Source organism: Streptomyces sp. NPDC001220, assembly GCF_053597895.1.
In genome coordinates this window covers 742,721-755,814 of the sequence record NZ_JBSFJE010000002.1, presented here as the reverse complement: position 1 = coordinate 755,814, position 13,094 = coordinate 742,721, and the positions used below count along the sequence as shown (strand labels likewise).

The following is a 13,094-nucleotide window of genomic DNA, read 5'->3' as shown; positions in this document are numbered from 1 at the left end:
GTAGGCCGAGTTGGCGTCGGAACGCAACCGTTTCGTCGTCACGGACTGGTGTGCGCCGTAACACTTCCGAGGTCGGGACGCGACCGATTCGTTGCCGGGGGACGAGTCGCGCTCGTGTTCGGTACGGCGGTGAGCTGGGAGTCGTTCAGTGCGGCTCGGTTGCGACGATCGGGTGGCGGGCCTCGTCGGGACGCAACCGTTTCGTCGTTACGCCCCTATGCTGGGGGACATGACGACGAACGCCGAGGAGTCCCAGACGCGTCCGCGCCGACGAGCCCCCGCCGGGGCGGCCGTCCTCCGCGAGGACGTGACCGAGGCCATCCGGGCCGCCGTCTTCGAGGAACTCGCGGCGGTCGGGTACGCCCGTATGTCCATCGAGGGCATCGCGCGCCGCGCGGGCGTCGGCAAGACCGCCGTCTACCGCCGTTGGCGCTCCAAGCTGCACCTCGTCCTCGACGTCGTCTCGGCCCTCGCGGTGCTGGGCCTGCCGGTGCCCGACACCGGCTCCCTGGAGGGCGACCTGCGGCTCCTGTACGAGGTCACCTCCCGCGCGCTGCGCCACCCGGTCGCCTCGCAGATCATCCCGGACCTCCAGGCCGAGGCGGCCCGCAACCCGGAGATCGCCGAGGCCATGCAGAAGACGCTGCGGGAGGGCCAGGACGGCGTCGCCAGCAAGATCATCGAGGCGGCCCAGCGCCGCGGTGAACTCGCCGCGAGCCTCGACGACGACCTGGCCATGGACCTGATCTCCGGCCCGCTGTACTGGCGTTCGGTGGTGATCCGGTCCCCGAAGCTGCCGAAGGGGTATCTGGCGGCGCTGGCCCGTGGCACCACGGAGGCGCTCAAGGCGCTGTGAACCACTCCGCCGGGGATGTCACAGGCGAGGTTGCCGTCTCGTCGTAGAGGGCGCAGGCATCCTCGATCAAGGAGTGGACGATGAACCTCGCCCTGTGGATCGCCGCCGGACTGCTCGCCGCGGTGGCCCTGACCGGTGGGATCAGCAAGACGTTCGTGCCCCGGGAGAAGCTGGCCGCGGCCCACGGCGGAGGCTGGACCGCAGAGGCGGGCACCGGCTTCGTCAAGACGCTCGGTGTCCTGGAGCTCCTGGCCGCGGTGGGCCTGGTGCTGCCCGCCGCCACCGGCACCGCGCCGGTGCTGGTACCGGTGACCGCCGCGTGCTGGATCCTGCTGATGGTCGGAGCGATGATCACCCACGGCCGGCGCGGTGAGCGGGCGTTCGTGGCCCTGAACCTGGTCTACCTCGTGCTCGCGCTGGTCGTCGCGGTGGGCCGGTTCGGCCCCGCGCCCTTCTGAGCGGCCGGTTCATGGATGTCGACGGGGGAGCCGGGGGAGAAGAGGGAAATGGGGGAGTGGACATGAACAGGACCGAGGAGTTCCAGGAGCTGCGGCCGCTGCTGTTCTCGATCGCGTACCGGATCCTGGGCAGCGTCAGCGAGGCGGAGGACGCGGTCCAGGAAAGCTGGCTGCGGTTCGAGGGCTCGCCGACGGAGGTCAGGTCTCCGAAGGCCTTCCTGTCGGCAGCGGTCACCCGGATCTCGATCGACGTACTGCGCTCGGCCCGCGTCCGGCGCGAGGAGTACGTCGGCCCGTGGTTCCCCGAGCCGCTGCTCGCCGACCCCTACGAGGATCCGGCACGGTCGGCGGAGCTGGCCGACTCGGTGTCGATGGCGGCCCTGCTGCTCCTGGAGCGGCTCAGCCCGCTGGAGCGGGCCGTCTTCGTGCTGCGCGAGGTGTTCGACTTCGGCTTCCCCGACGTCGCGTCGGCGGTGGGCCGCTCCGAGGCCGCCTGCCGTCAGCTCGCCGTGCGGGCCCGGCGGCACATGGCCGAGGGGCGCCCCCGCTTCGAGGCGGACCGGAGGGAACGCGACGAACTGGCGGCACGCTTCTTCGAGGCCCTCCACGAAGGCGACCTGGCCGGCCTCCAGGACCTGCTCGCCGCCGACGTGTCCCTGGTCGGCGACGGCGGCGGCAAGGCCCCGCAGCTGGCCCGGACGGTCGCCGGCGCCCAGAACGTGGCCCGCCTGCTCGCGGCCGTCTTCCCGGTGCTGAACCGGGTCGAGGTGAGCTGCGAGCAGCACGAGGTCAACGGCCAGCCGGGCGCGATCTTCCACGACCGCGACGGCAAGGTCCTCCAGACCTTCTCCCTGGACATCGTCGACGGCCGCGTCCAGACGATCCGCCTGGTCCTCAACCCCGACAAACTCGCCCACATGGGCCCCGTGGCCGACGCCTGGGCCATCTCGGAGAAGCTAAAGCGAGCCCGCCACCCCAGGGACTGACCATCCCTCACCGCCCCCGGGCCGGGGGCGGCGGCTGGTGATGCGACGGGGCGGCGAAGCCGTGGGTCAGGTTCGGGTTGGGGCCGGGTGGTGGTGGAGCCAGCCTTGCCAGGCTGAGGTGATCATGTCCTGGACGTCGAGTTTGGCCTTCCAGCCCAGTTCCGTGGCGATGCGGTCGGCGGAGGCGACCACGCGGGCCGGGTCGCCGGGGCGGCGCGGGGTGACGGTCGGGGGGCGGTCGTGGCCGGTGACCGCGTTGATGCGGTCGATCATCTCGCGGACCGAGACGCCCTCGCCGCGTCCGATGTTGAGGGTCAGTTCGCGGCCCGGCTCGGCCTGGAGGGCGCGGGCCGCCGCCACATGGGCCTCGGCCAGGTCCACCACGTGGATGTAGTCGCGGACGCAGGTGCCGTCGGGCGTCGGGTAGTCGTCGCCGAAGACGCGCGGCGGCGCGTCCTCCGTGAGCTTCTCGAAGACCATCGGGACGAGGTTGAAGACGCCCACGTCGGCCAGTTCGGGGCGGGCCGCGCCGGCCACGTTGAAGTAGCGGAGCGAGGCTGTGGAGAGACCGGTGGCCCGGCCCGTCGCGCGGACCAGCCACTCACCCGCGAGCTTCGTCTCGCCGTACGGCGACATCGGCACGCACGGCGTCTCCTCCGTCACCAGCTCGACGTCCGGCATGCCGTAGACCGCCGCGGAGGAGGAGAACACGAAGGACGGGACCTCCGCGTCCGTCACCGCCTGGAGCAGGACACGCAGACCTTCGACGTTCTCCCGGTAGTAGTGCAGGGGGCGTTCCACCGACTCGCCGACCTGCTTCTTCGCCGCCAGGTGGACGACCCCGGTCACCTCGTGCTCGGCCAGCGCGCGCGCCACCCTCTCGCCGTCCAGCGTGGAGCCCACCACCAGTGGGACATCCTCCGGCACGCGCTCGGCGACGCCGGTGGACAGGTTGTCGTAGACCACCGTCCGTTCGCCCGCCTCGGTCATCGCGCGTACGACATGCGCCCCGATGTAGCCGGCGCCGCCGGTGATGAGCCAGGTCATGTATGCCCGTTCCCTCCGTCAGTCGGCCCGTGGTGTTCGTCAGCCGCGGTCACCGTTCAGTGAAGCAGGTGCCGCCGACGTCAGTGGACGGACGGGGTGACGTCCCGCGCTCACGGAGGGGCGCGCGACGGCCTGCGGGCGGCGCGTGGCGCGCCACAGGCGGGTGAGGGAGAGGACGGCGGCGGTGGCCAGCAGACCGTTGCGGGCGAGCATCAGCAGGCAGCCGGTCCAGGTTCCGTGGACTACCTCGCCGTAGAACGTGGGATAGGCGACGGCACTGAGCGCGGTCGCCGTCACGACCAGCGCGGCGACCGGGCGCTGGGTGGTGTGCCGGGAGGTCAGGCAGACGGCGGTCAGGCCGAGCAGCCAGATCAGGTACTGGGGGCTGATCACCCGGCTGGTGACGGTGAAGAGGAGCACCGCGCTCAGCGCCGCGTCGTACGGGGTGGCCTCGGTCCAGCGCCGGGCCCGCACCCGCCACAGCAGCAGGAGCGCGAAGGCGACGGCGGTGAGCGCGAGGGAGGCGGTCGCGACGGCGTGCACATGCGGGCCGACCAGTTCCATCGCGCCGTACTGGTAGCGGGTCGTGCCCCGCCAGCCGGCGTGCCGGGCGAGGCTGAGCGCGGTGCCGCCGAGGGACTCGACCTGCACGCCCCGGCCGCCCTGCTGCCGGAGGAAGGCGAGCGGGTTGCGGAAGGAGAGCAGGAACGCGGTGAGGGTCGCGGCCCCGGTCACGGCCGCCCAGGTCCACGCCGTGCGGGTCGTACGCCCGCGCTCGACGCCCAGCAGCACCAGCGCGGGCCACACCTTCACCAGCGCGCCCAGCGCCGCGAGCGCCCCGGCCGCACGCGGGGCGCGCCCCAGCGCCAGCAGGGAGAGCACGGCGAAGGCGGTGACCGCCACGTCGTAGCGGGCGAGCGGGAGGTGCAGCAGGAGGGGGAGGGCGCCGGTCCACAGGGCCGCGCCCAGCAGCGTGCGCCCGGGGCGCGTGCCCGCGCGCACGAGCGCCGCCGTGATCAGCGCGTCGGTCGCCAGGGTGAGCGCCACGAACGCCTGGAAGTAGCTCAGCCCCGGCACCAGCCCCGGCGCGAGCAACACCGCGCCGGCGCCCGGCGGGTACTGCCACAACGTGTCGTGCGCCGGGAACGCGCCCTGCGACAGGACGCCGTACCAGTGGAAGTAGAGCCGCCACACTTCGCGCGCGACCGCTCCGTGTCCCAGGAGTCGCTCGTTGTTGTGGGCGAGGAGCCACAGCATCAGCGCGCGTGTGCCGAGCCAGACACCGGCGAGGCAGAGGGGGCGTGCGAGGCGCGGCGAGCGCGGGGTGCGTGCGGTGCGCGCGGGGCGCCACAGGCGCGGGAGTCGAACAGACGGGGCGAACGGGGCGGGTGGGAGCGGGAAGTAAGAGCGGCGATTCATCAACCGCGAGCGTAAGCCGCGCGGATGGTGTATCCATGCCGATACGCCGTCAATACCCGGCAAAGGTTGGCTAATCGCAAAAGATCGGGCCGTGGTGAGTATCGGGCCTCTCGTAAAAGCGCATCCGCGGACGACGCGAACGACAGCAACCGGCCGGCCGACTCCGTCGAGTCGGCCGAGGCCGTTGGGGGGACCCCCCGACGGTCCGCCGGGCCGTGCGCGCCGTGCCGTCGTCGTGGCCGTTCCGGCCGCGGTGATGCTCGCGGTCGGCCTCTGGGGGCTGCACCGCGGCGGGATGTGGCGCGACGAGGCCGTCACCTACCAGGTCGCCCGGCGCACGGTGCCGCAGATCTGGCGGCTGCTGCACGGTGTGGACGCGGTGCACGGCCTGTACTACCTGCTGATGCACGTCGTCCTCGCCGTCGCCCCCGGCCGGCCGGGCGAGGTCGACCTCCGGCTGCCCTCGGTGTGCGCGGCGGCCGTCACCGCGGGCCTGGTGGCAGCCCTCGGCACCCGCCTGGCCCGGCCGCGCGTCGGCCTGTGGGCCGGACTGATGTACGCGGTCACCCCGCTGGTCGGGCACTACGCGCAGGAGGGCCGCTCCTACGCCCTGGTCGCCGCGGGCGCGACCGGCGCAACCCTGCTGTTCGTACGGGCGGCGGCCGACAGGGAGGCCGGGGGAGAGGCTGGGGCGGAGGCCGCAGGAGAAGGCGAATCGGAGAGCGCGGGAGAGGGCGAATCGGAGAGCGCGGGAGAGAGCGAATCGGAGAACGGAGCGAAGGCCGGAGGGGGGTGGCGGGCCTGGTGGTGGTACGGCGCCGTCCTCGCAGTCACCTGCTGGCTGCACGAGTTCGCGGTCCTGCTGCTGCTCGCGCACGCGGGAACTCTGGTGCTGGCCCGATCGTCGGGAAGGGTGTGGCGGGGGTGGGGCTGCGCGGCCGCGGGCGTGGCGTTGTCCCTGGCTCCGATGGCCGTCATCTCACACGCGCAGTCGGCCCAGCTGGCGTGGTTGTGGGAGCCGGACCTGGAGACCGCGCAGGTGCTGCTGCGCCAGTACCTCGGACCGACCGACAGGGTGTACTGGGTGTGCCTCGCGCTCGGTCTGCTGGGGCTGACCCGGCTGGTGGGCCGGCGTGGTGAGGTGACCCTCGCGGCGGTGGCGCTGCCGCTCGCGGTGCTGCCACCGGTGGCGTTGATGCTGGCGTCGCAGCTCACGCCGCTGTACGTCGACCGGTATGTGCTGTACGCGCTCGCCGGGGCGCCCCTGCTGGTGGCGCTCGGCGCGGACCGGGTCGCCGGGGCGTTCGGCCGGCTCTGGTCGCACGGTACGGGGGTCACGCCCAGGTCGCCCGCGCTCACCCTGGCCGGGGTCCTGGCGCTCGTGCTCGCCTTCACCCACCAGGTGCCGCTGCTGCGGCACGACCGTGTGCCGACCAACCGGCCCGACGACCTCGGCGCGGTCGCGGAGGCGGCGGCGCGGGTGCTGCGGCCCGGCGATCCCGTGCTGTACCTGCCGGCCCACGCGCGGGGGACGGAGCTGGCCTACCCCGACGACTTCAAGGGCACCCGGGACGTCGCGCTGGCCGAACCGGCCTCGGCGTCCGGGACGTTGTACGGCCGTGAGGTCGGGGCCGGGACACTGCGGCGGCGGCTGGCCGGAGCGGACGAGGTGTGGGCGGTGATGGAGAAGTACGCGCTGGTGAGCGGTTACCGGCCGCGGCTCGCCACGGAGCGCGCCAAACTCGCCGTGCTGAACCAGCAGTTCGTGCTGCGGGAGGAGATGGTGATCGACCGGATCGCGCTGCGGCTGTATGTGCGGCCGATCCGGAGCGGGCTGGGCTGAGTGCCGGCTGCGGGCTCGGTGGGGGTTGGGGTACTGGTCGCGCGCCCACACGGCGGTGAGCCACGCCATCGACACCGCCCCCGATACCGCCCCGCGCCCCTGGCGGGACGCTCAGCGCGCCCCCTCCTCCGAAGCCGCCGTGTCCAACGACCCCGTCAGCTGGTCCAGGCGTGCCTTCAGATCCCGAATCTCGTCCACGTCGAAGCCGGTCGCGGACATGATCCTGCGCGGCACCTCGAACGCCCGCTCCCGCAGTTCGGCGCCCTGCTCCGTCAGCCGTACCTCCACCGAGCGTTCGTCGCGGGCGCTGCGCTCCCGGTGGACCAGACCCGCCGCCTCCAGACGCTTGAGCAGGGGTGACAGCGTGCCGGAGTCCAGGCGCAGGTGTTCGCCGAGCTTCTTGACCGGCAGGTCGCCCTGTTCCCACAGCACCAGCATCACCAGGTACTGCGGGTAGGTGAGCCCGAGGTCCTTGAGGATCACGCGGTAGACGCTGTTGAAGGCGCGGGACGCGGCGTGCAGGGAGAAGCAGATCTGGCGGTCCAGGCGGAGCCACTCTGCCTCGGGGGCGGGGGTCGGGGTCGTCGCGGTCATGGCTCCATCGTACCTCTTGCGAGTCATTTAGTTGTGCACAATTGAATTGTGTGCTCTACTTGTCGTCGTGAGGGCGGCAGGAACGGAGCCGCCGGAACACCGAAACTTCGAGAGGGATGGTCTTCCATGGACGCGCTCTACACCGCAGCCGCCACCGCCACCGGCCGGGAGGGACGGGCGGTCAGCTCGGACGGGCAGCTGGACCTCGCGCTGGCGCTCCCGCCGGCTCTCGGCGGCAACGGACAGGGCACCAACCCCGAGCAGCTCTTCGCCGCCGGTTACGCCGCCTGTTTCGCCAGCGCGCTCGGCGCCATCGGCCGCCAGGCCAAGGTGGACACCGGCGAGATCTCCGTCACCGCCGAGGTGGGCATCGGCAAGGACGAGTCCGACGGCGGCTTCGCGCTCAAGGTCACGCTGCGCGTCGAGCTCCCCGAGGAGCTCTCCAACGAGACCGGCGAGAAGCTCGTCCACCAGGCCCACGACTTCTGCCCCTACTCCAAGGCCACCCGGGGCAACATCCCGGTCGAGCTCATCGTCGAGTAGTCACCCGATCAGTCAGTCGGGCAGCCGGCCGAGCGGTCACCGGTACGTCCTTCGTCCCGGTGAGCCGCGCGAGCACCTCCCCGGTCCGCCGGCTCCAGTCCACGACCACCGCATCCCCGGGCAGCCGCTCGCGCCGCGTCAGCAGCAGCCAGCGCACCCGGGGGCGGTGGTCGCGGGCGTCGGCGAGCTCGATGCCGTATCCGGGGAGCAGGCGTACGGCGTAGTAGGCGTCCGTGACCACGGGTTCCCCGGGGCCGATGTGCCGGGCCGCCCAGTCGTACGACGGCCAGCGCGGCGGCTGGACGAAGCCGACCGGGTCCAGTGACCGCGGTACGACCGCTCCGGCCTGCGCCGTCAGGAAGCCCAGGCAGACCCCGCCGGCCACGGCCCAGCCGATCGCCCGCCGCCGGACCGGCCAGGGCCGCTCCGCCGCCAGCTCCACCGCGAGCGCGCACTGCGGTGCCAGGAGGGCGGGGCCGAGCAGCTCGCCGAAGCCGTGGCGGACGCCGTACCCGGCCAACAGGGCCCCCATGGCGAACAGCAGTACGAGCGGATCACGCCAAGCTGCGGACCGTCCGGCGTCCTGTGTCGTGGCCGATCTTGTGGCCGATCCCTCGGCCCTTGCCGGGGCAGATCCGGCGGCCTTTCCCAGGGCCGATCCCGCGGCCACTTCCTGGGCCGATCCCGCGGCCACTTCCGGGGCCGATCCCGCGGCCCGCGCCCGCAGCCACAGCGCAGGCACGCCGAGCAGCGCCAGCCAGCACTGCCCGACCACCCCGCCGTAGGCCCCGTACAGCCCGTACACGCCGTCCAGCCCGTCCAGCCCGTGCGCCTGTGGCAGCACGCGCGCGTGGGTGCCGCAGGCGATCACCCCGGCCGCCACCGCGCCCATCAGCCCCCACCGCCCCCACACCGCGCCCTGCCACCCCCGCTGCCACCCCGCCACGAACGCCACCGCCCCGGCTGCCGCCGCCACGCCGAGCAGCGGGTCGACCAGCGCCACCACCCCGTACAGCACCCCGAGCGCCGCGTATCCGGAGCGGCTGCGCAGGCCGCTCGGGCCGACATAGCGCACCCGGCGCAGATCACGGGCCCGGGCGCCGGTCAGGGCCCAGGTCCAGAGGGTGAGGCCGAGGGCGAACGCGGAGGGATAGCCGAGGCTGCCGGTCAGGGGCAGCAGGGCCAACGAGCCGCCGCCCCACCCCGGCCGGGTGCCCCACAGCACGGACACGAAGGCCAGCGCCAGTACCGGCGCCCAGGGACGCGGGGTGAGGACGCGGACCAGCCGGCCGAGCCCGGTCAGCAGCACCAGCAGGTTCAGCGGGCCGCACACCCGCAGCAGCTGCCACCCGCTGAGTCCGGTCAGCCGCGCCAGCGCGTCCTGCGCGAGCACGTACGGGGAGGCGCCGGTGTCCGCCGGGTCCGCCCGCAGCAGCCGCTCCACCGCCGCCGCGTGCTGTCCGGCCTCGCAGCACGGCGGCACCCGCCAGTACGCGAGGGTCATCACCAGCCAGAACAGCAGGCCGAAGACCTGGTACGGGGTGAGTCTCCGGACGCGGCCGCCGCGCAGGGCGGTGGAGCCGCGCGCGGCGCGCCGGACCAGGGCGCCGGCGCTCACCGGAGAGAACGGACAGGGCGGACCATTTGCCGAGTGTTCCCGCCCGCCCCGCCGGCATCCCGTCCGCTCTGCCGCCCGTCACCTCAACGAGTGAGCTTCCGACAGGCCCACTCCGCTCACGTCATCGAGTGAGCTTCATGCACACCCGCACCGCGCACCTCATCGAGTGACCCTCCGGCACACCCGCACCCCTCACCTCATCGAAGGACCCTCCCGCACGTCACTTCATCGAAGGACCTCCCGCAGTCACTTCATCGAGTGACCCTCCCGCAGGCCCCCGGCGTTCGCCTCCGCGAGTGTCCCCTGCAGGGGAACCGGAATCGCCCGGTGTGCCAGGCGGTCAAGGAGCAGTGGGATGCCCACCACCGGCAGCAGCCAGGCCAGCACGATCAGCCGGTCGCCCCCGATGGTGATGTCCGGATGCCCGGCCTGGGTCAGGATGCCGGTGGCCGCGGCCGCCAGCAGGAAGGCCCCGAAGGCCGGCCGCCGCCACGCTCCCCACGCCCCGGCCGCCAGCGCCGCCGGGAACAGCGGGGACGGCAGCTGCCGGCGCAGCCACTCCACCCAGAAGTCCCACTCCAGATGGAGGAACTCCGGCCAGGGCCGCACCCGGTCCGGATGGCTGTAGTGGTCGGTCAGCAGGTCCTGCATGCTCTCCGCCTCGGAGGGATAGTGCAGCAGCCGGGCCAGCAGCAGGGTGCCGGCGACCGCCACGCAGCCCGCCGCCGCGATCGCCACCACCCCGCGCCCGGCCGCCCGGCCGTGCCGTCGCCGCCCGAGGGCGACCGCCGCTCCCGCCCCGGCCAGGCACAACCCGAGGAACAGCGCCTGCGCGTGCTTCACGGCGAACAGAGCCGACAGCGCGCCCGCCACCAGCGCCGTTCCCGCTCGCGCCCGCCCGGTGAGGGCCAGTGCGCAGCCCCAGACCGCTGTCAGGGTCAGCGCCAGCATCAGGCCCTCGGTCATCGGCCGCATCGCCGTCGTGCCCACCGGCAGGACGTAGTAGAGGGCCTGCCCGGTCAGCGCCAGCGGTACCGGTACCGACAGCGTCCGCAGGACCAGGAAGGCCAGTACCCCGCCCGCGGCCGTGACCAGGACAGACGCCAGCCACACCCCCCAGGTCACCCCGAACACGGTGACGAACGGCAGCAGGAGCACCGGATAGCCGGGCCGCACCTCGAAGATGGCCCGCAGCCGGGGGCCCACGAAGGGCACGACGTGCCCGTCCGTCCGCCCCGCCGCCAACCGGGTCTCCACGCGCCGTAGTCCGTCCTCCCGGCACTCGGCGAAGACCCGTCCCGCTGGGCTCGGCGCATGGAAGTGCACGACGTTCACGCTCTGCGCACGGGCGGCCTCGGACGCCTGGCCGGCGCACGCCCAGTCGACCGTCCGGGCCGCCGCCGCCCGCTGGTCCGCCCCGCCCAGGGTCAGCGCGTAGGACACGTAGTTCTTGGAGTCGGGGGTGTCCCGGCCGGTGACGTCGGCGAGTTGCAGCACCGCGAACACGGCGGCCAGGACCAGCACCCAGGTGCGCGGTCTCACGTCGACGCCAGCAGATCGTGACCCGGGGCCGGTTCCGGCACCCGCACGTCGGCGGCCGGCATCGGCTCGCCGAGCAGCAGCGTCCGTACGACCCGTTCGGCGGCCCTGCCGTCGTCGAACTCGCAGAACCGGGAGCGGAAGTCGGCCCGCAGCCGTGCCGACTCCTCGTCCCGCCAGCCGCCCGAGGTGAACAGCCACGCCAGCTCCCGGTAGGAGCGGGAGACATGGCCCGGTGCCTCGGCGGTGATGTCGAGATAGGCGCCCCGGCTCGCGGTGTACGCGGCCCAGTCGTCGGCGTGCACGACGATCGGCCGGTCCAGGTTGGCGTAGTCGAACATGACGGAGGAGTAGTCGGTGACCAGCGCGTCCGCCGCCAGCAGCACCTGCTCCCCGTGCGGTTCGCCGGTCGCGTCGACCACGATCCCGCGCCGGTGCAGCTCGGCCAGGCCCATCCCGCGTGCCGGACCGGTCGCCAGCGCCGGGTGCAGCCGGACCACCAGGGTGTGGCCCGCGCCGAGGTCGGCGGCGAACCGGGCCAGGTCGATCCGCTCCACATGACCGCCCCGGACGTAGTCCCGGCGGGTCGGGGCGTAGAGCACGACCGTGTGGTCGGCGGGAATGCCGTACCGGGCCCGGAAGTCCGTGGGGCCGCCCTGGACCAGGACGTCGTTGCGCGGGCTGCCCGTGCGGGCCGACGTGAAGTGGCAGGGGTAGGCCCGCTCCCACACCAGCTCCGAGTGGCGGTTGGCGACCAGGCTGTGGTCCCAGCGGTCGGCCCGGCGCAGCATCTGCGGCACGTCGAGACCGAGCCGGGCGCCGGGCTTGCCCAGCAGATCGGCGCCCAGGTACTTCAGCGGAGTGCCCCGATGGGTGTGGATGTGCACGCTGCCGGGCCGCTTGACCAGCGCGCCGGGCCAGTTGACGTCGTTCACGAGGAACTTCGCGCGGGCGGTGAGCCGCCGGTACTCCGGGGAGTCCAGCAGGACGTGCTCCACGTCCGCGGGCAGCGCCGCCGCCACCTCCGCGTCCTTCACCACCCAGACGCCCCGCAGCTCCGGCGCGATCTCCCGGGCCTTGCGGTAGACGGCCGCCGGGTCGCCCCGCAGGCCCCGGTGCGAGGACGCCGAGTACAGGACAAGACGCTCGTCCAGCGCACGGTGGCCGCCCAGCCTGGACAGTGCGCGCCGGGCCCGGGCGCCCGCCGCCCGCCGCACCCGCAGCACCTGCCGTCCGCTCTCCCGGCCGGCCCGCCCGGCCTGCTGCCGCAGCAGGTACGACGCGTACGAGCCGCCCAGCACCCCGAGGTCGGCGCCCTCGGGCCGGTACGCCCGGTACAGCTCCGCCGTGCGGCGGAAGAACTCGCCCTTGGCGGCGGGCGGCAGCCGGTCCGGCTTGGCGAGGATGTCCAGGCAGTGCTCGCCCATCTTCCGGTGCAGATACGGCCGCCAGCCCGCCAGCTCCGGGCGCGAGTCGACGAAATCGAACACCCTCCGGTACTGGTCGTGGATGTCGAAGTGCTTGCGGCTGGTGGTGGAGAGGATGTTGCCCTGGCGGCGCTGGCGGTAGTTCAGGCAGATCCGGTCGAGGGTGGCGATCCGGCCGGCGCCGAGCAGGACCGGGAAGGTCCAGGGGGTGTCCTCGTAGTAGCCCGGCGGGAACCGGAAGCCGTTCTCCGCGACGAAGTCACGCCGGTAGGCCTTGTTCCACACCACCATCAACAGGTCGAGGATCTCCGGGTGTTCGGCCGCGGTGAAGACGCCGTCGGTCGCACTCAGCACCTCGGCGAGGGCGTTGCGCCGGGTCCCGCCCCACCAGTAGGTGCGGGCGTAGTCGAAGACCAGGACGTCCGGGTCGCCGGTCTCCGTCAGCCGGTCGGCGATCGCGTGCAGCGCGCCCGGGGTGAGGGTGTCGTCGCTGTCGAGGAAGAGGAGGAAGTCGCCGGTGGCGTGGGGGAGTCCGGCGTTGCGGGCACGGCCGAGGCCGACGTTCTCGGGCAGGTGCAGGACCCGCACCCGTGGGTCGCGGGCCGCGTACTCGTCGAGGATCGCGCCGCAGCCGTCCGGGGAGCGGTCGTCGACGGCGATCACCTCGATGTCGTGGAAGGACTGGTCCAGGACCGAGTCGAGGCACTCGCGCAGAAAACCCTGCACCTTGAAACAGGGCACGATCAGACTGAGTCGGGGCACGG

The 13,094-nt window shown here is 73.2% G+C and carries 11 protein-coding genes; 5 read left to right on the top strand and 6 right to left on the bottom strand.

From position 1 onward, the window contains the following. Positions 1-229: 229 nt before the first annotated feature. The 3 genes from ACWDGI_RS07925 to ACWDGI_RS07915 all read left to right on the top strand — a co-directional run bounded on the left by ACWDGI_RS07925 (position 230) and on the right by ACWDGI_RS07915 (position 2,300). Positions 230-856: a TetR/AcrR family transcriptional regulator gene (locus tag ACWDGI_RS07925; protein ID WP_450756426.1), complete on the top strand. Its 627-nt coding sequence runs from the start codon at positions 230-232 to the stop codon at positions 854-856. 80 nt (positions 857-936) lie between these two features. After that, positions 937-1,314 carry a DoxX family protein gene (locus ACWDGI_RS07920; protein ID WP_450756424.1) on the top strand — a complete coding sequence of 126 codons (378 nt, stop codon included), beginning with the start codon at positions 937-939 and terminating at the stop codon, positions 1,312-1,314. Between the two features lie 62 nt (positions 1,315-1,376). Further along, a complete protein-coding gene (locus tag ACWDGI_RS07915; protein ID WP_450756422.1) occupies positions 1,377-2,300 on the top strand; it encodes an RNA polymerase sigma-70 factor in 924 nt (307 codons plus the stop codon). Between the two features lie 66 nt (positions 2,301-2,366). Here the strand turns inward: ACWDGI_RS07915 and galE are convergent, their stop codons facing one another. After that, positions 2,367-3,347 (bottom strand): UDP-glucose 4-epimerase GalE, encoded by a 981-nt coding sequence (gene galE / locus ACWDGI_RS07910; RefSeq protein WP_450756421.1) that lies wholly within the window; start codon positions 3,345-3,347, stop codon positions 2,367-2,369. Between the two features lie 39 nt (positions 3,348-3,386). Then, complete coding sequence (locus ACWDGI_RS07905; protein ID WP_450756419.1) at positions 3,387-4,766, bottom strand: glycosyltransferase 87 family protein; 1,380 nt, start codon at positions 4,764-4,766, stop codon at positions 3,387-3,389. 235 nt (positions 4,767-5,001) lie between these two features. Here ACWDGI_RS07905 and ACWDGI_RS07900 point away from each other — a divergent pair, with 235 nt between their 5' ends. After that, a complete protein-coding gene (locus tag ACWDGI_RS07900; RefSeq protein ID WP_450756417.1) occupies positions 5,002-6,609 on the top strand; it encodes a glycosyltransferase family 39 protein in 1,608 nt (535 codons plus the stop codon). A gap of 111 nt (positions 6,610-6,720) precedes the next feature. Here the strand turns inward: ACWDGI_RS07900 and ACWDGI_RS07895 are convergent, their stop codons facing one another. Beyond that, a complete protein-coding gene (locus ACWDGI_RS07895; protein ID WP_450756415.1) occupies positions 6,721-7,203 on the bottom strand; it encodes a MarR family winged helix-turn-helix transcriptional regulator in 483 nt (160 codons plus the stop codon). A gap of 126 nt (positions 7,204-7,329) precedes the next feature. Between ACWDGI_RS07895 and ACWDGI_RS07890 the strand changes: the two genes are divergently transcribed. Next, positions 7,330-7,746 carry an organic hydroperoxide resistance protein gene (locus ACWDGI_RS07890; RefSeq protein WP_450756413.1) on the top strand — a complete coding sequence of 139 codons (417 nt, stop codon included), beginning with the start codon at positions 7,330-7,332 and terminating at the stop codon, positions 7,744-7,746. Here ACWDGI_RS07890 and ACWDGI_RS07885 read toward each other — a convergent pair. From ACWDGI_RS07885 to ACWDGI_RS07875, 3 genes are all read right to left on the bottom strand, one after another. After that, the gene (locus ACWDGI_RS07885) at positions 7,733-9,364 is read right to left on the bottom strand and encodes a hypothetical protein (protein ID WP_450756411.1); all 1,632 of its coding nucleotides are present in this window, start codon (positions 9,362-9,364) and stop codon (positions 7,733-7,735) included. The two genes, ACWDGI_RS07890 and ACWDGI_RS07885, sit on opposite strands and share 14 nt — an antisense overlap. A 246-nt stretch (positions 9,365-9,610) precedes the next feature. Then, complete coding sequence (locus tag ACWDGI_RS07880) at positions 9,611-10,906, bottom strand: hypothetical protein (RefSeq protein ID WP_450756409.1); 1,296 nt, start codon at positions 10,904-10,906, stop codon at positions 9,611-9,613. Next, a complete protein-coding gene (locus ACWDGI_RS07875; RefSeq protein WP_450756407.1) occupies positions 10,903-13,092 on the bottom strand; it encodes a bifunctional glycosyltransferase/CDP-glycerol:glycerophosphate glycerophosphotransferase in 2,190 nt (729 codons plus the stop codon). Before ACWDGI_RS07875 ends, ACWDGI_RS07880 begins: the two co-directional genes overlap by 4 nt. Positions 13,093-13,094 lie beyond the last annotated feature (2 nt).

What these genes read in the sequence shown, in the direction of transcription:
- ACWDGI_RS07905 (WP_450756419.1), bottom strand. Translation starts at nt 4,766, where the DNA reads ATGAATCGCCGCTCTTACTTCCCGCTCCCACCCGCCCCGTTCGCCCCG.
- galE (WP_450756421.1), bottom strand. Translation starts at nt 3,347, where the DNA reads ATGACCTGGCTCATCACCGGCGGCGCCGGCTACATCGGGGCGCATGTC.
- ACWDGI_RS07895 (WP_450756415.1), bottom strand. Translation starts at nt 7,203, where the DNA reads ATGACCGCGACGACCCCGACCCCCGCCCCCGAGGCAGAGTGGCTCCGC.
- ACWDGI_RS07925 (WP_450756426.1), top strand. Translation starts at nt 230, where the DNA reads ATGACGACGAACGCCGAGGAGTCCCAGACGCGTCCGCGCCGACGAGCC.
- ACWDGI_RS07890 (WP_450756413.1), top strand. Translation starts at nt 7,330, where the DNA reads ATGGACGCGCTCTACACCGCAGCCGCCACCGCCACCGGCCGGGAGGGA.
- ACWDGI_RS07920 (WP_450756424.1), top strand. Translation starts at nt 937, where the DNA reads ATGAACCTCGCCCTGTGGATCGCCGCCGGACTGCTCGCCGCGGTGGCC.
- ACWDGI_RS07915 (WP_450756422.1), top strand. Translation starts at nt 1,377, where the DNA reads ATGAACAGGACCGAGGAGTTCCAGGAGCTGCGGCCGCTGCTGTTCTCG.